15 protein-coding genes and 1 pseudogene are annotated in these 16675 nt (G+C 62.4%); 6 read left to right on the forward strand and 10 right to left on the reverse strand.

Going from position 1 to position 16675, the window contains the following annotated elements; genetic code table 11:
• Nucleotides 1-209 precede the first annotated feature (209 nt).
• Genes E3O47_RS03525 through E3O47_RS03545 form a run of 5 tightly spaced genes read right to left on the reverse strand, consistent with a single transcriptional unit; the run spans nucleotide 210 to nucleotide 5220 of the window.
• Nucleotides 210-1040 carry a methyltransferase domain-containing protein gene (locus E3O47_RS03525; RefSeq protein WP_104102031.1) on the reverse strand — a complete coding sequence of 277 codons (831 nt, stop codon included), beginning with the start codon at nucleotides 1038-1040 and terminating at the stop codon, nucleotides 210-212.
• Between the two features lie 30 nt (nucleotides 1041-1070).
• Nucleotides 1071-2663, reverse strand: coding sequence for a ubiquinol-cytochrome c reductase cytochrome b subunit (locus E3O47_RS03530; RefSeq protein ID WP_134419555.1), 1593 nt, complete (start codon nucleotides 2661-2663; stop codon nucleotides 1071-1073).
• Nucleotides 2664-2686: 23 nt separating this feature from the next.
• Nucleotides 2687-3760, reverse strand: a complete 1074-nt coding sequence (locus E3O47_RS03535) for a Rieske 2Fe-2S domain-containing protein (protein ID WP_104102037.1) — start codon at nucleotides 3758-3760, stop codon at nucleotides 2687-2689.
• A 55-nt stretch (nucleotides 3761-3815) separates the two neighbouring features.
• Nucleotides 3816-4628 (reverse strand): cytochrome c, encoded by an 813-nt coding sequence (locus E3O47_RS03540; protein ID WP_134342895.1) that lies wholly within the window; start codon nucleotides 4626-4628, stop codon nucleotides 3816-3818.
• Between the two features lie 22 nt (nucleotides 4629-4650).
• Nucleotides 4651-5220, reverse strand: coding sequence for a heme-copper oxidase subunit III (locus E3O47_RS03545; RefSeq protein ID WP_241977815.1), 570 nt, complete (start codon nucleotides 5218-5220; stop codon nucleotides 4651-4653).
• 204 nt (nucleotides 5221-5424) lie between these two features.
• Between E3O47_RS03545 and trpD the strand changes: the two genes are divergently transcribed.
• Nucleotides 5425-6477, forward strand: a complete 1053-nt coding sequence (gene trpD, locus E3O47_RS03550; RefSeq protein ID WP_134419514.1) for an anthranilate phosphoribosyltransferase — start codon at nucleotides 5425-5427, stop codon at nucleotides 6475-6477.
• A gap of 35 nt (nucleotides 6478-6512) precedes the next feature.
• Here trpD and E3O47_RS16770 read toward each other — a convergent pair.
• Together E3O47_RS16770 and E3O47_RS03560 are read right to left on the reverse strand one after the other, a co-directional pair.
• Nucleotides 6513-7953, reverse strand: a pseudogene (locus E3O47_RS16770) (FGGY family carbohydrate kinase); the annotation flags it as partial.
• A gap of 123 nt (nucleotides 7954-8076) precedes the next feature.
• The gene (locus E3O47_RS03560) at nucleotides 8077-8841 is read right to left on the reverse strand and encodes an MIP/aquaporin family protein (RefSeq protein ID WP_134419515.1); all 765 of its coding nucleotides are present in this window, start codon (nucleotides 8839-8841) and stop codon (nucleotides 8077-8079) included.
• 224 nt (nucleotides 8842-9065) lie between these two features.
• Here E3O47_RS03560 and dhaK point away from each other — a divergent pair, with 224 nt between their 5' ends.
• The 4 genes from dhaK to E3O47_RS03580 all read left to right on the forward strand — a co-directional run bounded on the left by dhaK (nucleotide 9066) and on the right by E3O47_RS03580 (nucleotide 11759).
• Nucleotides 9066-10067, forward strand: a complete 1002-nt coding sequence (gene dhaK / locus E3O47_RS03565) for a dihydroxyacetone kinase subunit DhaK (protein WP_104102051.1) — start codon at nucleotides 9066-9068, stop codon at nucleotides 10065-10067.
• A 19-nt stretch (nucleotides 10068-10086) separates the two neighbouring features.
• The gene (gene dhaL, locus E3O47_RS03570) at nucleotides 10087-10725 is read left to right on the forward strand and encodes a dihydroxyacetone kinase subunit DhaL (protein ID WP_104102053.1); all 639 of its coding nucleotides are present in this window, start codon (nucleotides 10087-10089) and stop codon (nucleotides 10723-10725) included.
• A 1-nt stretch (nucleotide 10726) separates the two neighbouring features.
• Nucleotides 10727-11413 carry a dihydroxyacetone kinase phosphoryl donor subunit DhaM gene (gene dhaM, locus E3O47_RS03575; protein WP_134342891.1) on the forward strand — a complete coding sequence of 229 codons (687 nt, stop codon included), beginning with the start codon at nucleotides 10727-10729 and terminating at the stop codon, nucleotides 11411-11413.
• Between the two features lie 133 nt (nucleotides 11414-11546).
• Entirely contained in the window at nucleotides 11547-11759 is a 213-nt protein-coding gene (locus E3O47_RS03580; protein WP_134419516.1) for a hypothetical protein, read from the forward strand.
• Nucleotides 11760-12725: 966 nt separating this feature from the next.
• Here the strand turns inward: E3O47_RS03580 and E3O47_RS03585 are convergent.
• From E3O47_RS03585 to E3O47_RS03595, 3 genes are all read right to left on the reverse strand, one after another.
• Nucleotides 12726-14153 (reverse strand): site-specific recombinase, encoded by a 1428-nt coding sequence (locus tag E3O47_RS03585; protein ID WP_241986073.1) that lies wholly within the window; start codon nucleotides 14151-14153, stop codon nucleotides 12726-12728.
• A gap of 79 nt (nucleotides 14154-14232) precedes the next feature.
• A complete protein-coding gene (locus E3O47_RS03590; protein ID WP_134401657.1) occupies nucleotides 14233-14577 on the reverse strand; it encodes a helix-turn-helix transcriptional regulator in 345 nt (114 codons plus the stop codon).
• Nucleotides 14574-15686, reverse strand: coding sequence for a tyrosine-type recombinase/integrase (locus tag E3O47_RS03595; RefSeq protein WP_134419519.1), 1113 nt, complete (start codon nucleotides 15684-15686; stop codon nucleotides 14574-14576). The genes E3O47_RS03590 and E3O47_RS03595 overlap by 4 nt, the downstream gene beginning before the upstream one ends.
• Nucleotides 15687-16136: 450 nt before the next feature.
• On the opposite strand from E3O47_RS03595, the gene E3O47_RS03600 reads away from it, so the two are divergent.
• On the forward strand, nucleotides 16137-16661 hold the full coding sequence (locus E3O47_RS03600) for a DUF308 domain-containing protein (RefSeq protein WP_166785312.1): 525 nt from the start codon (nucleotides 16137-16139) through the stop codon (nucleotides 16659-16661).
• Nucleotides 16662-16675 lie beyond the last annotated feature (14 nt).

The following is a 16675-nucleotide window of genomic DNA, read 5'->3' on the forward strand; positions in this document are numbered from 1 at the left end:
CCGCCTATAAAGTTTCTTTCCTTTGACAGTCAGAAACCTAGACAGGAAGCGGCGTGCGGCCGTTAAGGCGCTCCGAAACACCCACGGATACAGCAGGGGAGCCGAGATTCTCCGGTATACGCGTCTTTCCGGCCCGTCGGGGTGCGATTCTGCCAGAATCTCCGTCGAATTCGCTCAGGTCGTGGGACGCTACGCGTGGCTGCCGGGCTTCAGATCGTGATGCGACGGTAGCCGAGTAACTCGAAGGACGCCGTGACGGTCTGCACGCCGCTGAGATGGACCGTCAGCGCGTCGAAATCCGTGTGGTGAGCTGACGGACCCATCCCGATCAGAGCGGATGTCTGGGCCGGGTTGAGGCGCAGCGAAGACGACAACTCGTCCCGTGTTTCCAGTTCGAAGGCGGGGGACAGCGCCTCGGACAGGTGCTCGCCTTTGTTCGCGGGCACGTCCAACGCCAGACCGGACGCCCTGAGCTCCTGCAGGTGGGACGCGTGCGGCACGACGACGACGAGCAGACCGTCTTCGCGCAGGACCCGGTGAAATTCAGACGGGTTCCGGGGAGCGAATACGTTAAGGAGTACATCTGCTGATGCGTCCCGCACCGGCAGCGGGGACCAGACATCCGCCACGAGCCCGTCGATGTTGTCCCGGCCGCTCACTGTGCGCCCGACCGCCACGGGGGAAAGGTCTATTCCCAGGGCGCGCGCATCTGGACAGAGCGCGAAAACCCCCTGCAAGTAGTATCCGGTTCCACAGCCGATGTCCATGACCCGGGAGGGGTTCTCAGCCGCCACCCTCTCAGCAAGGCGGCTGCGCAGCGGCTCGTACCAGCCGGTCTCGAGGAAAAGTGCTCTCGCGTCGACCATCGCGACGCTATCGCCGATCAGCCGGCGCGAACCGCCTGCCAGTGACACGTATCCGCGCTTGTTCACGTCGAAGGAGTGACCGGCCCCGCAGCGCAGCGTCAGCGGCTCGGCGGGGGAAAGCGGAAGAAAACAGTTCGGGCACCGAAGCCACTCCGACAGGGTCTGGAGGGACATCGATGCCCGTTCTGTGTTCGCGGCCGGAGCCTAGTGGTGGTGGTCGTGCGTCCGTACGAGTTCAGTGGTCGATACCGGTTCGATCCGGTCCTCGAAGAACCAGCGGGACAGTCCGGCACGAGCCTTTTGGCCCACCGTGATTTTGCCCTTGGCGTTCGGGCGGATCATGAGCGGCTTGTAGTCGTTGTAGCTGACCAGCTTCCAGCGCTCGTATTCATCAACGGGCTGGTGAACCTCGATGTACTCGCCACCGGGTAGACGCACGATACGCCCGGACTCGTAACCGTGCAGAACGATCTCACGGTCCTTTTTCTGCAAAGCCAGGCAGATACGTTTCGTCACGAAGAAGGCGATGAAGGGCCCCACAATCACCAGGAACTGCATGGTGTGGATCACGCCTTCCATCGTCACCTTGAAGTGCGTTGCGATGATGTCCGAGGAGGCCGTGGCCCACAGCGCCGCGTAGAACGTGACTCCGGCGGCACCGATCGCGGTTCGTGTCGGGGCGTTCCGGGGACGGTCGAGGATGTGGTGTTCACGCTTGTCTCCGGTGACCCACCCCTCGATGAACGGGTAGATAAGCACGACCAGGATGAACAGGCCCAGCGAAACCAACGGGATCAGGATGTTGAAGGACCAGGTGCGATCCAGCCAGACCATCTCGAGTCCCGGCGGGATCAGGCGCAGGGCGCCGTCAGCGAAACCGATGTACCAGTCCGGCTGTGTTCCGGCCGAAACGGGGGAGGGATCGTAGGGACCGTAGTTCCAGATGGGGTTGATCGTAAACAGCGACGCCATCATCATCACGATGCCGAAGACGATGAAGAAGAAGCCACCGGCCTTGGCCGCGTACACGGGAAGAACCGGGTAGCCGACTACATTCTGGTTGGTGCGTCCGGCACCGGGGTACTGCGTGTGCTTGTGTACGACGACGAAGAGCAGGTGCATCGCGATCAAAGCCACGATAATGGCCGGCAGCAGCAGAATGTGGAGGGAGTACAAGCGTCCAACGATCGCCTCGCCCGGGAACTCTCCGCCAAAGAGGAGGAACGAAATCCAGGTTCCGACCAGCGGGATGCCCTTGACCATTCCGTCGATGATACGCAAGCCGTTTCCGGAGAGCAGGTCGTCGGGGAGGGAGTACCCGGTGAATCCTTCGGCCATGGCCAGGATGAACAGAACAAACCCGATGACCCAGTTGAGCTCGCGCGGCTTGCGGAACGCACCGGTGAAGTAGATGCGGAGCATGTGCAAGCCGATTGCAGCCACGAAGAGCAGTGCTGCCCAGTGGTGGACCTGGCGCATGAGGAGCCCGCCACGAATATCAAAGGAGATGTCCAGGGAGGATGCCATCGCGGCAGACATCTCCACACCCTTGAGTGGCATGTACGAACCGTCGTACTCCACCGGCGTCATCGAAGCGCTGAAGAAGAACGTGAGGAACGAACCGGACAGCAGGATGATGACGAAGCTGTAGAGGGCAACCTCACCGAGCAGGAAAGACCAGTGGTCGGGGAAGATCTTGCGACCCAGTTCCTTAACCGCGGTCGAAATGCTGGTGCGTTCGTCGATGTAGTTTGCGGCGGCCCCGGTGAGGCCACCGGACTTCTTTGTTTCGACCAAGTCAGTAGTCGTAGTTGTAGTGCTCAATTCCGCTCCCAGAAGCTCGGTCCGACGGGTTCAGTGAAATCGCTTTGTGCAATGAGATATCCCTCGGAGTCTACCGTGATGGGCAGCTGCGGCAACGGGCGCTTGGCCGGTCCGAAGATGACTTCGCACTGGTTCGTCACATCGAACTGCGACTGGTGACAGGGGCACAGGAGCGTGTGGGTCTGCTGTTCATAGAGCGCGACCGGGCATCCGACGTGCGTGCAGATCTTTGAGTAGGCGACAATGCCGTCGTACGACCAGTCCTTCTTGTCGGCGGGCTCATTGATGTCTTCCGGCTTCAGCCTCATCAGCAGAACTGCGGCCTTGGCCTTCTCTTCGAGTTTGCCGTGGCCGAGGTCCTGCAGTCCTTCGGGAATCACGTGGAAGGCCGAGCCGAGGGTGACGTCGGAGGCCTTGATCGGTGTGCCCGTGGGGTCGATCGCGAGCCTGGTGCCCTTCTTCCACATGGTGTGTTCGAGAGCTGCAGCCGGATTGGTGTCCTGCGGGCCCAAGCCGCGGAACAGCACGACGGCCGGCAGCGGAAAGGCGATCAAGGCACCGATGAGGCTGTTTCGGATGAGCGTACGGCGACCGATGCCCGATTCAACATTGGCCTCGTGAAAGATCTCGACCGCGCGTTCGCGGGTCTCGTCCGACCCCCGCACCGGGTGGCGCTCGTCGACGCCTTCGTGGTCGAACATGAGCGCCTTGCCCCAGTGCACGGCGCCGATGCCGATTGCCAGCAGGGCGAGAGTGAGGCCGAGACCAATGAAGAGGTTGTTCAGACGAACCGAATCCGGTTCCTCAGGGATGATCGGGAAGACCATATACGCCACGATCGCGAACACACTGCCCACGATCGACAGGTAAAAGAGCGTGTAGACGGTTCGCTCGGCGCGACGCTCCGCGCTGGGGTTGAGGTCGGTGACGCGCGGTCGGTGTGGGGGGAGACCCGGATTGGCCACGGCATCCCGTACGACGACGGCGGTGCCTGCGGGAGCCCCCTCATGCCCGACGCTCGACGAGTCAGCAGCGGTCAAGTCCTTCCCGCTGTTATCGTCCTTGGCCATTGTTCTCCTTCATCGGAATTCTCATAAAACAGTTTGTGTCAGACCTGGTCGGTGATCAGTTCGACTTGGCGGTGATCCACACCGTCAGGGCAACGATCGACCCAAGACCGAAGATCCAGAGGAAAAGACCTTCCGAGACCGGTCCGAGGGCACCCAGAGCGAATCCACCGGGGGACGGGTTGTTGTCCAGGTACTTGAGGTACGTAATGATGTCCCGCTTGCTCTCCGGGGAAATGTTCATGTCGTTGAACACGGGCATGTTCTGCGGGCCGGTGACCATGGCCTCGTAGATGTGCTTCTCCGTAACCCCGGCCAGGGCAGGCGCATACTTGCCCTGAGTGAGGGCACCACCGGCGCCGGCGACGTTGTGGCACATTGCGCAGTTGATGCGGAACAATTCGGCGCCCTTGGCGGCATCGCCCTCGGCGTCGAGGAGAGACGGATCCGGAAGTGCCGGACCCGGCGCAAGGGACGCCACGTAAGCGGCGAGCGACACGATCTGCTCGTCTGTGAACTGGACCGCCTTCTTCTCAGCCTGCGGTCCGTTCAACTGCATCGGCATGCGTCCGGTGCCCACCTGGAAGTCGACCGATGCAGCGCCGACGCCGATCAGGCTGGGGCCAGCATTGGTGCCCGCTGCTTCCAATCCGTGACAGGTGGCGCAGTTGGCCGCAAAGAGTTTCTGCCCTTCGCCGACGGTTTGCTGCGACGCAGCGTTCGTCTCCGCACTGGCCGTGCTCGTGCTGAAAGCCGCGTATGCGCCTCCGGTGAAGAGGAGTCCGATCGCGATGAGGGCGACGCTGGCAAGCGGGCTGCGACGGCCGGCTTTGCGACCGTCGGACTGCTTCGGTGTGCTAAACGTGGTCATACGTGGTGTCCACTCCGACTTTCTATTTAAGAACGTAAATGACGAGGAACAGCCCGATCCAGACAACGTCGACGAAGTGCCAGTAGTACGACACGACGATGGCGCTCGTTGCTTCCTTGTGACCGAAGTTCTTGACCGCGAAGGCGCGCCCGATGACGAGCAGGAACGCGATCAGGCCGGCAGTCACGTGAATACCGTGGAAACCGGTGGTGAGGTAGAACGCGGATCCGTACGCGTTGCTGGTAAGCGAGACGCCCTCGGAAACGAGAGTCGCGTACTCGAAGACCTGACCGGACACGAATATGGCGCCGAGGGCGTAGGTGAGGAAGAACCACTCGACCATGCCCCACTGGCTCGGTTTCCATCCGGTCGAACGTGATTGCAGGCGTTCTGCCGCAAACACTCCGAACTGGCAGGTCACCGAAGAGGACACGAGGATCAGTGTGTTCACAAGGGCGAATCCGAAGCCGTGCTTCTCCGTCTCGAATAACCACAATTCAGGCGACGTCGACCGCAGCGTGAAGTAGATGGCGAAGAGCCCGGCGAAGAACATGACTTCGCTGCCCAACCAGACGATAGTGCCAACAGCCACGCTGTTGGGCCGGTTAACAACGGGCGCATTGACCGCGTAAGTAATTGATGGACTCGTCACTCTTCTATTATGGCCGATTTGCGTATCGGTTATTGTCATCGGGGCGGACCTGTCGCTCAATTACCGGAATGACTACCTGATTGGAACAAACGCGCCCCGGGAAGCGAATTCGGGACGGATCGTCGATCTCGCTAAAATCGATCCATGCTTGAAATTCAGTCCTGGCCAAACGTCCTAAGTGCTCTGCTTTCGGGGAAGGACCTCAGCGTCTCCGATGCCGCGTGGAGCATGGAGCAGGTCATGCTGGGGGAGGCAACTCCGGCGCAGCTGGCCGGCTTCCTCGTAGCCCTGCGCGCCAAGGGCGAAACCGTGGACGAAATCGTCGGGTTTCGGGATGCGATCCTCGACCATGCCGTACCGCTGGCGGTGAACCCGATGGCCCTGGACATCGTCGGCACTGGTGGGGATCGGTTCGGCACCGTCAACATCTCGACGATGGCCTCCATCGTCTGCGCCGGGGTCGGCGTTCCCGTGATCAAACACGGCAACCGGGCCTCAAGCTCGGCGTCCGGTTCGTCGGACGTGCTTGCTGCCCTCGGCATTGACCTGTCACTGTCTGCCGACAAGGTTGCTGCCATTCTGGACACGGCCGGGATCACCTTCGCCTTCGCTGCCGCTTTTCACCCGGGGTTCCGCCACGCAGCGCTTGCGCGCAAGGAGCTCGGCATCCCCACGGTGTTCAACTACCTCGGCCCGTTGTGCAATCCGGCCCGTCCCGAGGCGTCAGCAGTGGGAGTCGCAAACCTGGACCGAGTTCCGCTCATCGTGGGTGTATTCCAGACACGCGGGGCGACGGCCCTGGTCTTCCGCGGTGACGACGGTCTCGATGAGCTGACCACGACGGGCCACAGCCATGTCTGGGAGGTGTCGCGGGGCCTGGTGACGGAGCACGACATCGATCCGCGTGACCTAGGAATCCGACGGGCCTCGATCAATGAGCTCGTTGGCGGGGACGCTGAGCACAATGCGGCCGTCGTTCATTCAGTGCTGGCCGGTGAGGTCGGTGCGGTGCGTGACATCGTCCTGCTGAACGCGGCCGCCGGCCTGGTCGCGTTTGACCTTGCAAACGATCCCGCGCAGTCTCAAGTCAATATTATCGAGCGCTTTCGCACTAAAATGATTGTGGCCGCGGAGGCAGTCGACTCCGGTGCGGCCACGGCCAAGCTCGCTGAGTGGGTCGCGGCCAGTCGGGTGTGACCCGGCTGGCCCAGATAAAACGAGACGAGCTTGACGACGTCTTCGTCAACCCAGCCGAACGTCTTGGTAATGGCCTCTTTCCAGTTGCGCATCTGTCGGTTCGGCTCTTCTTCGCCCATTTGCGGGGTCCACCGGCTGTCCTCCCGCCAGTTGGCCCGCAGTTCGTCAAGGTCACCCCAGAACCCGACCGCCAGTCCGGCGGCGTACGCGGCGCCCAGAGCCGTGGTTTCGGCCACGACCGTTCGCACCGCTGGCACGCCGATGATGTCGGCCTGGAACTGCATCAGCGTGTTGTTGCCGATCATGCCCCCGTCAACCTTCAGCTCGGTCAATGGAACACCCGAGTCGGCGTTAACCGCGTCCAGGACCTTCCGGGTCTGAAACGCGGTCGCCTCGAGGGCGGCGCGGTAGATGTGGCCCTTGTCCACGAATCGGGCCAGGCCGACGAGGGCACCACGGGCGTCCGAGCGCCAGTTCGGCGGGAAGAGTCCGGAGAAGGCGGGCACGAAGTAGGCGCCGCCATTGTCATCGACCGTTTTGGCAAGCGTCTCGATTTCCTCGGGGGTACTGATCATTCCCAGATTGTCTCGCAGCCACTGCACGAGGGAGCCGGTGACCGCGATGGAGCCGTCCAGCGCATAGTGGGGTTCGGCGTCGCCGAGCTTGTAGCCGAGCGTGGTGAGCAAACCGTTCTTGGAGTGGATGATATCGGTGCCCGTGTTGAAGATCAGGAAGGCACCGGTGCCGTTGGTATTCTTCGCCTCACCTTGGTCGAAGGCCGGCAGTGGCCGCTCGCGATGCCGTAGACCTCGGACGACGAACGAATCTCGGGCAGCATCGACTTGGGTTCCCCGAAGGCGGCGAGGATGTCGTCGTCCCATTGCAGAATCTCGAGATCCATGAACATGGTGCGGCTGGCGTTGGTCACGTCCGTCGCGTGCACGCCGCCTTCGAGACCGCCGGTCAGGTTCCACAGCACCCAGGAGTCCGTCGTGCCAAACATCAGATCGCCGGCTTCGGCCTTGCGCGCGCGTCATTCACGTCCTCGAGAATCCAGACGATCTTCGTTCCGGAGAAGTACGTCGCCAGGGGAAGCCCCACCTGGGCCTTGAACCGTTCGACTCCGCCGTCGGCGACGAGACGGTCCACGATGGGCTGGGTGCGGGTATCTCACCAGACAATCGCGTTGTGGACGGGCAGCCCGGTGCGGCGGTCCGAGACCACTGCGGTCTCATGCTGGTTGGTGATTCCCACGGCCTCGATGTCATGCCGAGTCAGGTTCAACTTGGACAAAGCCTGGCCGATCACTTCACGGGTGTTGTCCCAAATTTCCATCGGGTCGTGCTCGACCCAGCCGGCCCGAGGGAAGATCTGCTCGTGCTCGTGCTCGTGCTCGAGCTGACCGATCGCGATCACCGAGCCTGCGTTGTCGAAGATGATCGCTCGGGAACTCGTGGTTCCCTGGTCGATTGCGATTACGTACTCAGCCTTGGAATACCTCCTTGGATTGCGAGAATCAGTGCTCGACGCGGCGCACGCCGCTGCGTGAAGCCACACAGCGCGGGCCGATTCAATGACTGAACCGGCCCGCGGGAAGGATTACGTGAGGACGGGCAATAGGAACAGGGAAGCCCATCCGGCGAGCATTCCGCCAATGACCGGACCCACGACAGGAACCCAGGAATAGGCCCAATCAGACGTTCCCTTGCCCTTGATCGGCAGGACGAAGTGCGCGATGCGGGGCCCCAGGTCACGAGCCGGGTTGATGGCGTATCCGGTCGGCCCACCGAGCGAGGTGCCGATGACGATAACTAGCAGCGCGACGGGCAGTGCGCCGAGCGCGGCCAGTCCGCCACTCTCGCCCTGGCGCCCGCCACCGAACGCCAGAACGACGAAGACAAGCACGAATGTGCCGATGATCTCGGTTGTCAGGTTCCATCCGTAGGAGCGGATGGCCGGACCGGTCGAGAAGACGCCGAGTTTGTTGGCGGAGTTGGGCTCAGCGTCGAAGTGCTGTTTGTAGGCCAGCCAGCAAAAGACGGCTCCGATGAAGGCGCCGAGGAGCTGACCCGCGATGTAGGTGAGGACAGTCAGGAAGTTCACGGGAACGCCCGAACCGAACTCCGTCGCACCCGATGTCACCAGGCCGAGGGTGACTGCCGGGTTAAGGTGTGCACCAGAGTTGTAGGCGACGATGACACCGGCGAAGACCGCGAAACCCCACCCGATGGTGACCATGAGGAATCCGCCGCCGAGGCCCTTGTTCTTGGCCAGCGCGACGTTGGCGACCACACCGGTTCCGAGGAGGACGAGTATCCCCGTGCCCAGCACTTCCGATAAGAATACGACTCCAATATTGTCCACGTTGACCTTTCTTGGTGAGGCTGAAGATGCCGGAGCGACCCAGAGCGGTGAGCGATCGGCGTTACCATAGCGCGGCGATTAACGCAGCGGAATGGGCCGGTGGACGCGTAATTCACCGCCCCTTACCGGCAGCGAGGGCAGCGCGTAGGTTGAGCCTAAAGTGCATAGCGCTCCACAACAGCCCGTCGACGGGCCGTCCAACCACCTCGATCGAAGGAAGAGACATGAAGAAACTCGTCAATGATCCCAAGAACGTCGTCGCTGAGGCCGTGGCCGGGTTCGGCGCGGCCCACGCCGATATCGTCCGGATTTCGACGGAACCGACCTACATCGTGCGCACGGAAGCTCCCGTTGCCGGGAAAGTGGGTCTGGTCAGCGGAGGAGGAAGCGGACACGAGCCACTTCACGGTGGGTTCGTCGGGTTCGGGATGCTGGACGCAGCCGTACCCGGGGCCGTTTTCACCTCACCGACACCCGACCCGATCCTCGCCGCGACGAAGGCGGTCGATGGGGGAGCGGGGGTGCTCCACATCGTCAAGAACTACACCGGGGACGTCTTGAATTTCGAGACCGCCGCCGACCTCGCCGCCGCGGACGGAATCGAGGTCCGCTCGGTAATCGTCAACGACGACGTCGCCGTGAAGGACTCGCTGTACACGGCCGGGCGACGTGGCGTGGCCGGAACGGTCTTGGTCGAGAAGATCGCTGGAGCGTCGGCTGAGCGCGGAGACGCCCTGGAGACCGTCGCCGCGATCGCAGAGAGGGTCATCTCCGGTGTGCGTTCGATGGGTGTGGCGCTGACGCCGTGCGTTGTTCCCCACGCCGGGGAAGGCAGCTTCACGCTCGCCGACGATGAGATCGAGATCGGGATCGGCATCCACGGCGAGCCGGGGCGCGCGCGGATCAAGCTGGAGCCGGCCGACGCCATCGTCGACCGGCTCCTCGGCCCTATCCTTGAGGACATCCCGTTCGTAGCCGGGGACGAGGTGCTGCTCTTCGTCAACGGAATGGGCGGCACACCGCAAATCGAGCTGTACATCGTGTTTCGACGGGCCGCCGAGGTGTTGGCCGAACAGGGGATCGAAGTATCCAGAACACTCGTCGGGAACTTTACGACGTCTCTCGAGATGCAGGGAACATCCATCACCGTGCTGAAACTCGATGACGAACTGACTGCCCTGTGGGATGCGCCGGTCCAGACGGCAGCGCTACGGTGGGGACGATAGGCCGGTAGAAGGAGATCCAATGAAGCTAGACGGCACGTGGGCGAAAGCCTGGATCAGGACCAGCGCGGCGGTAATGAATGAGCACCGTGTGGAATTGATTGATCTGGACCGTGAAATCGGCGATGGTGATCATGGCGAAAACATGGACCGCGGTTTCCAGGCGGTGCTGTTGAAACTCGATGACCTTTCGTCCGAGGCGAACCCCGGGGACGTCTTCAAACTCGTCGCAACCACGTTGATCTCAACCGTGGGCGGTGCGGCGGGTCCACTGTATGGAACAGCGTTCCTTAAGGCGGCCGTGGCCATCACCGGCTCGGCTGATCTTGACGGGGCCGCTCTAGTCGCATTCCTGGCGGCCGCGCGAGACGGCATCGTCCTGCGCGGCAAGGCGGAACCCGGAGACAAGACCATGGTCGATGCCTGGACTCCGGCGGTCGACGCCGCCGAAGCAGCCCGTGCCGACGGTGCGAACGACCTGGCGATTTTGATGGCGGCGGCAGCTGCCGCCGAGGCAGGGGCAGAGGCGACGGAACCCTGGGTTGCGCGCAAGGGACGGGCTAGCTACCTCGGCGAACGGGCCATCGGTCACCGCGACCCGGGAGCGCAGTCTTCGGCCCTGCTGTTGCGAGCAGCTGCCGACACCGCAGCGACCGCCTGAAATGACCGCCACAGAGGGGCTTGTCGGCCTCGTTTTCATCTCCCACAGCTCGAAGATCGCCGACGGTCTCCTCGATCTGGCAACCCAGATGGCACCCCAAACGAGGATGGTCCCGGCCGGTGGGACAGACGACGGGGGTATCGGCACGAGCTTCACGAAGGTGGTCAGCGGCATTGCACAGGCTGACGCCGGCGCCGGCGTCGTGCTCCTCTGCGACCTGGGCTCCGCGATCCTGACGGCCGAAACCGCGTTGGATTTCCTCGGAGACGCGGCGCGTGCCCGAGTACGAATCGTGGATGCGCCTCTGGTCGAGGGGGGTGTGGCTGCGGCCGTCGCCGCCGAGATTGGGGGAGACATCGAGTCTGTCGTGCGGGCCGCGCAATCCGCAGCCGGGGCCGTCTCCGCAGCTGGGGCGGAACCAGCGCTGCCGCCGGTGGTCACGCGAACCGTTACCCTGGTGAACAAGGATGGTCTGCATGCCCGACCGGCTGCTGACTTCGTGAAGCTCGCCAATACGTTCGAGGCACGAGTCACCGTGAACGGCAGGGATGCATCCAGTCTGCTCGCCGTGATGTCACTCGGACTCATCCGCGGCATGACCGCGAAGATCTCCTCCTCGGATGAGGCCGGAGCGGCAGCCGTAGCCGCTCTGGGAGACCTTCTGGAATCGGGCTTCGGAGAAGAATAGACGCAAAGCACACGCATCTGGTCGATTTTGAAACTCGGCGTAGTCTGAGCACATGGACAAAGACAGGGAACTGCCGGTGAGCAGTCCTACTCGCCACTCCGACCGAGTGGATCCGCGATTCGCGGATACGGACGTGCCGACCGATCTGAAGGAATGCCCGGTCTGTGGGCAGACCATGCGTGCACATTTGATCGAGCGCGGCGCCCATGACACTATCCTTACGTGCCCCGTGCCGCATCCGGGCGCGTGTGACCGGGACGCGTTCCTGCCCGTGAACGAATTCGGGATGGTCCTGCGCCCGCACGAACCGGAGAACACCGACAAGGAAATCGACCGCCCAGAATGAGTCCGGCGGCGGCGGTTCGGCTAACCGTCGCCAAATGTCTGCACAAGGGTCCTAATCCACCGCTGGACACATTCCGGCACGATGCGGGACGCTTCGGAAGTGATCCTATGCCTCACCTGATCAGGCGAAAGCATCGTCTAAGTGGGAACTGGACTTATCTGAAAGGGTCCTAATGGTTCCCGTTGCTGAGCCTGGGGGGGGTCTGCGCTGTGGTGATTTGAGGTTGATGTAGTCGGCGTGGGGTGCTCCAGCGGCGGCGGCGGCGTGCTGACTGACAGGGGAGTCGTGGCGCCAGTTACGGAACGACGGCTTATGGAAATCGCGGCGGGCCAGAACCAGTAGGTTGTAGCTATGCGTATCAGGGGGTTTCGAGGGGCGAGTGCGGTTCTGGCGGCGGGTTGTTTGGCGGTGGCGATGATCGGCTGTTCTGGGTCGGTACCGGAAGCTGGTGGACCAATTTCTGCGCCGACGATGACCGTAACCATAACTCCAACCCCGACGCCGATCCCTGAAACCGATACATGCGACAACGCTTTCACCGCTGACCTGAATTCGAAAATGGCGACGGACGGACTCACTTTCCGTGCTGACGGCCCCCGCGAAGAACTGGACTCATTGGTCGGAGCTGACGGTCTGCGATGTGAGTGGACGAAACCGCAGACGGACCTGACCGTTCGGTACGCGAACTGGACCCGGGATATGCCGGCTTGGGATGTTCTGAGAGCTCAGCTTCTGGCTGATGGGTATATCGAGACCGGCCCGCGGTCGGTTAGCCGGCCGATACCGGAGTTCGACTCCGCGTACCGCTACCGCGACGGCGTCATCCACTACGCGAGCCCAGCCCGTTTCATCGGGTGGATAACTGCACTGCAGTAGGCGCTCGCGGATGGTGCCCACGAGCAGAACGAACGTGTTGCGCATGGCGGGTTTCGGCCAAAGCGGGAACTGGACTTATCCGAAAGGGTCCTAATCCTTCACGGAACTGAGCCTGGGCGAGGGCCGGAGCTGTGATGATTTGAGGTTGATGTAGTCGGCGTGTGGTGCTCCGGCGGCGGCGGCGTGCTGGTGGATTATCTCGCTGCTATATCCCAGGGAAATGGCCAAGGCGGTGGGATTGAGCTCTCTGGCGAGGTCGCGCAGGGCGGTGTTTCTGACGCCGTTGAGGTCGATTCCCCAGCTGCGAAGTCGGTTCAGCATGTTTTCTGGATGGGTGTGTTGGCCAGGCAGGTAGCCGGGAAAGAGCCAAGGGCTGTCGGTGTTGACAGTTTGCTGGTTGGGGCGGTTGTGGACGTAGTCCCAGAAGGTTGCCGCGACTTGTGCGGGCAGTAGGGCTGGCACCGATCCCAGACGCAGGTATAGGCCATCGGGTCGCGCTTCGAGGGCGCTGGTTTTCAGGGCTGCGATCTTTCCGACCGGGTGTGCGTAAAGCAGCAGGATAAGTGCGGCGACGCGGTCTGCGGCGGGCATTTCTCCGGTGGTGAGGCAGGCGCGGATGTGGTCGATTCTGGCTGCCTGCGTCAGGATCGGGGTCGATTGTGCTTCACGACGGGGGACCCGGACTTTCGCGATCTCGTGTGATGTGACGAGCGAGGCGATGAAGGTGTTGATGGCATGGCGAGTGGATGGTCCGGAGGCGAGGTAGTCGTCGAGGTGCGATTGACGGATATCGGTGTAGGTGGTGTCGTGCTCGGATAGGAGCCAGGCGAGGAATCGTCCTGACTCGGTGATTTCCTGCTTCGCTGACCGGACGGCGAAGTTCATGTTCGTGCCGGGCAACGACTTCGCCCGGAGTCGTTTCAAGTGATGCCACCGGCCGAAGCGTTCGATCGGTCCTTGGATCTCGCGATGGTCAGCAAGAGACACGATTCTCTTCTCGAGCCAGCGTTCGAACGCCGCCAGTTGGCGGTCCCGGGGCGGCAGCATGCCGTGATGGGTGAGTGTTTCGCGAAGGTGTTCGACGGCGTTGGATGCGGGTAGGGCGTCGAAGGCCTCGTGGCTGATGGCCAGTTCCCTGGTGCCCAGTCGGGTGAGGAGGGCACTGGCACCGATGCCGCGTTTCCAGGTATAGATGCTCTCGGGTCGCTCGGCATTGGCGAAGACAGCGACGAGGCGTTTGAGCCGGAGGTCCGGGGGAGTGTTGGGTTGGAGGGTTGCGGTGAGGTCGGCGCGGAGGACGCAGCGGATGCAGTTGCCGTTACGAAATCGTTCGGCTTCATCGCCGCAGGTGTCGCAGTGCAGGAGTGTGGCGATGCCGGCGCAGTCACGGCAGGTGTTCGCGCCGTCCGCGTCTTTGCCAGGGAGCAGGCGTGTGTCGCCGCAGGTAGCGCAAGGGCCGCGGGTGTGTGTGGCTGTGGTGAAGCAGATCCCGCAAATGGCGCCGTCGGGCCAGTGCACTCGAATCTTCGCGACCAGACCACCGCAGCGGTCGCAGTGCAGGGTGCCTGGGGTTCAGGGGCGTCCGCGGGTGCGGTGCTCAGTCGTCATCGTCGAGGATGCGGGCGCGGACGGGTTTGTATGCGTCGGCGAAGTTGACGATGTTCTCGCCGGAGGCGATTGTTCGTTCTTGGCGTTGGCTCTTGGCGTTCGCTGCGGTGAAGGTGACGAGCTCGTTCGCCTCAACGTTGAAGATGTCGCAGAGAGCGGTCAGGACTTTGAAGGAGATCCGCTCGGGATCCTGGGCGACGAGTCGATAGATCTGCGACTCCGAGAGCGTGATGCCGCGTTCTCGGAGCGGGGCGACGAGTTCTCGGCTGTTCTTCATGCCGTGGCGCGCCATGAGCTCGCGTGCGCGCCAGCGGTACTCGATTTCTCGTTTCATGATTTTTCCTCCCACGGGGTGCTGTTGGTGGTCGCGTTGATCGTGCGCTCGAGGACGCGGTTCAACGCCCGGGTTTGGTAGTCGCTGGAGACTGCCGTGTAAATGGATGTGGTCGACGCATGGAGGTGGCCAACTTGTTGTTGGACGAACGTGTGCTCGAAGCCATAGAACTCGAACAGGTGGGTGACGTAGGACCGGCGAAGGGAATGCATGTCCAGGCCGGCCGGGAAGCCCAGCTCGTTGACGTAGGCGCGGAAGCGTCGCCGTAGATTCGACTTCGGCACGACGAGGCCCTGGCTGGTGGGGAACAGGTCGGTCGGTTGAGCGGCAAGGTGAGGCAGTCCGGTGCGGATCCACCGGTGAACGGCCTCAGGCGACCACTCGAACACGGTGAGAACGGAGCGGCGCTCGGGCGCATACCCTTTCTGGGCCTTCCCGTAACGGACGTGGAGGACACCGAAGTCGCCGAACTGGGGCGAGTGCGGGTTGCGGGAGAAATCGACCAGCTGCAGGTGGGTCACCTCGTTGGCGCGAAGTCCCCCAGCGTAGGCGGTCTTGAACGCGATGGCATCGCGGTAGGCGGCGATGGCGCTCTTGCGTCCCGAGTTGATGACACGCTCGACCTCGATGTCGGCGAGATCGAAGAAGTCCTGCAGCTCACGACGCGAAAACGGGCGTTTCGTTGCCCGCTGTTCATTCTGTTGCGTGTGGGTGGCCCGGTTGAAGTCGGTGATGATCTGAGTGACGGGCCGGCCAAAGGAACGTCCGCGGACTTCGCTCCAGTCGTAGGCCGGATCGGTGAGGAAGTCGCAAAACAGTTTGAGGTTGGTTCGATACGCCCGGACGGTGGCCTGGGACAGGTTTGATACCGAGCGCGTGTAAGCGAAGTAGTCCTCGACGTCCGCGAACGTCCATTCCCACGGGAAGTGCCCGGTGAAGTCCGCGAACCGACGGATCGTTCGTTCGCGGCCAGAAATGGTCTCGTGCCGGAAATTGCGGGAGAGCTGTTGGCGGCGCCAGCTGTCGACCATCTCGGTGAAAACTGCATCCGGGCTGGTCGCCTCGGGGCGCAGAGGCAGATGGGTTACTCGGCCCAATGCAACGCTCATAAGCCCACTCAACCTGTCTGCAAATTATGCTCTTTAAAAGCAAAACATGCAAAGCACGCGACGTTAAACCGCGGAAATACGGGGATCCCGAGAGGATATGTGCCGCGAAATTCCCCACGTTGAATCAGAGCGCTCAGACCTTGACCAGTGCAGATATAGCGCCCCACATCTCAGAGAAACAGCAGAAGTCCCTGACGCGACCAGCGCTCCGGCGGACAAATACCAGGGGAGTCCTATTCTGCAATTCCTGCAATAGGTCCATTACGCGCTGACATAATGTGCATTATCGGTCAACCAGTGAAGAGGTCTGGACGTGTTGGCCGGACTCGACTACTTTGTGCGGCACGGCACGTTCCCAGAATCCAAGAGGCAGCTGAAATGCCCACTACCGTTACGGCCTTCGATCTGTCGTTGGATTAGAGAGCGCTCAGCACGTCAGAAATCAACGGTGTGCGCCTGGCCATTGCTGGCACCGGCCTGTTGGCCCTGGTCGTCGGCGTCCTGATCCTGTCCTGGACGGACGCCACCGTCGCCTCCCTCAAGATCCTGTTCGGCCTGTACTTTTTGATCAGCGGCATCGTTCACGTAGGCCGAGGATTATTCACACAGGGTGCGTCCGGCGGTAGCCGGGTTGTGAACATCCTGCTCGGCGTGCTGCTGATCGTGGGCGGTATCGTGGCAATCAGAATCCCTTTGGACACCCTGGCAGTGCTCGGGATGCTTATCGGGAGCTGTTGGATCGTGGAAGGTGTGGCCGGATTGGTCGAGACGGCCCCGGACTCCAGCAGGTGGTTCGGTGCGGTCTTCGGCGCCATCGCCGTCGTGACCGGCGTCGTGGTGCTCTTCTCCCCCGTCGAGTCGGTCACCATTCTGGTCACGATCGGCGGAGTGTTCCTCGTTCTGTCCGGGATCATCCAACTGGCGCAGGCCTTTATGTTCGGCCAAGGTCGGTCGGCGACACTCGATACGGCGTAGCCGCTCGGCGCGGC

It is taken from the genome of Cryobacterium sp. TMT2-17-1, from assembly GCF_004402765.1.
Taxonomy (GTDB): domain Bacteria; phylum Actinomycetota; class Actinomycetes; order Actinomycetales; family Microbacteriaceae; genus Cryobacterium; species Cryobacterium sandaracinum.

What these genes read in the sequence shown, in the direction of transcription:
- E3O47_RS03595 (WP_134419519.1), bottom strand. Translation starts at nt 15,686, where the DNA reads ATGAGCGTTGCATTGGGCCGAGTAACCCATCTGCCTCTGCGCCCCGAG.
- dhaK (WP_104102051.1), top strand. Translation starts at nt 9,066, where the DNA reads ATGAAGAAACTCGTCAATGATCCCAAGAACGTCGTCGCTGAGGCCGTG.
- dhaM (WP_134342891.1), top strand. Translation starts at nt 10,727, where the DNA reads ATGACCGCCACAGAGGGGCTTGTCGGCCTCGTTTTCATCTCCCACAGC.
- dhaL (WP_104102053.1), top strand. Translation starts at nt 10,087, where the DNA reads ATGAAGCTAGACGGCACGTGGGCGAAAGCCTGGATCAGGACCAGCGCG.
- E3O47_RS03535 (WP_104102037.1), bottom strand. Translation starts at nt 3,760, where the DNA reads ATGGCCAAGGACGATAACAGCGGGAAGGACTTGACCGCTGCTGACTCG.
- E3O47_RS03540 (WP_134342895.1), bottom strand. Translation starts at nt 4,628, where the DNA reads ATGACCACGTTTAGCACACCGAAGCAGTCCGACGGTCGCAAAGCCGGC.
- E3O47_RS03525 (WP_104102031.1), bottom strand. Translation starts at nt 1,040, where the DNA reads ATGTCCCTCCAGACCCTGTCGGAGTGGCTTCGGTGCCCGAACTGTTTT.
- trpD (WP_134419514.1), top strand. Translation starts at nt 5,425, where the DNA reads ATGCTTGAAATTCAGTCCTGGCCAAACGTCCTAAGTGCTCTGCTTTCG.
- E3O47_RS03590 (WP_134401657.1), bottom strand. Translation starts at nt 14,577, where the DNA reads ATGAAACGAGAAATCGAGTACCGCTGGCGCGCACGCGAGCTCATGGCG.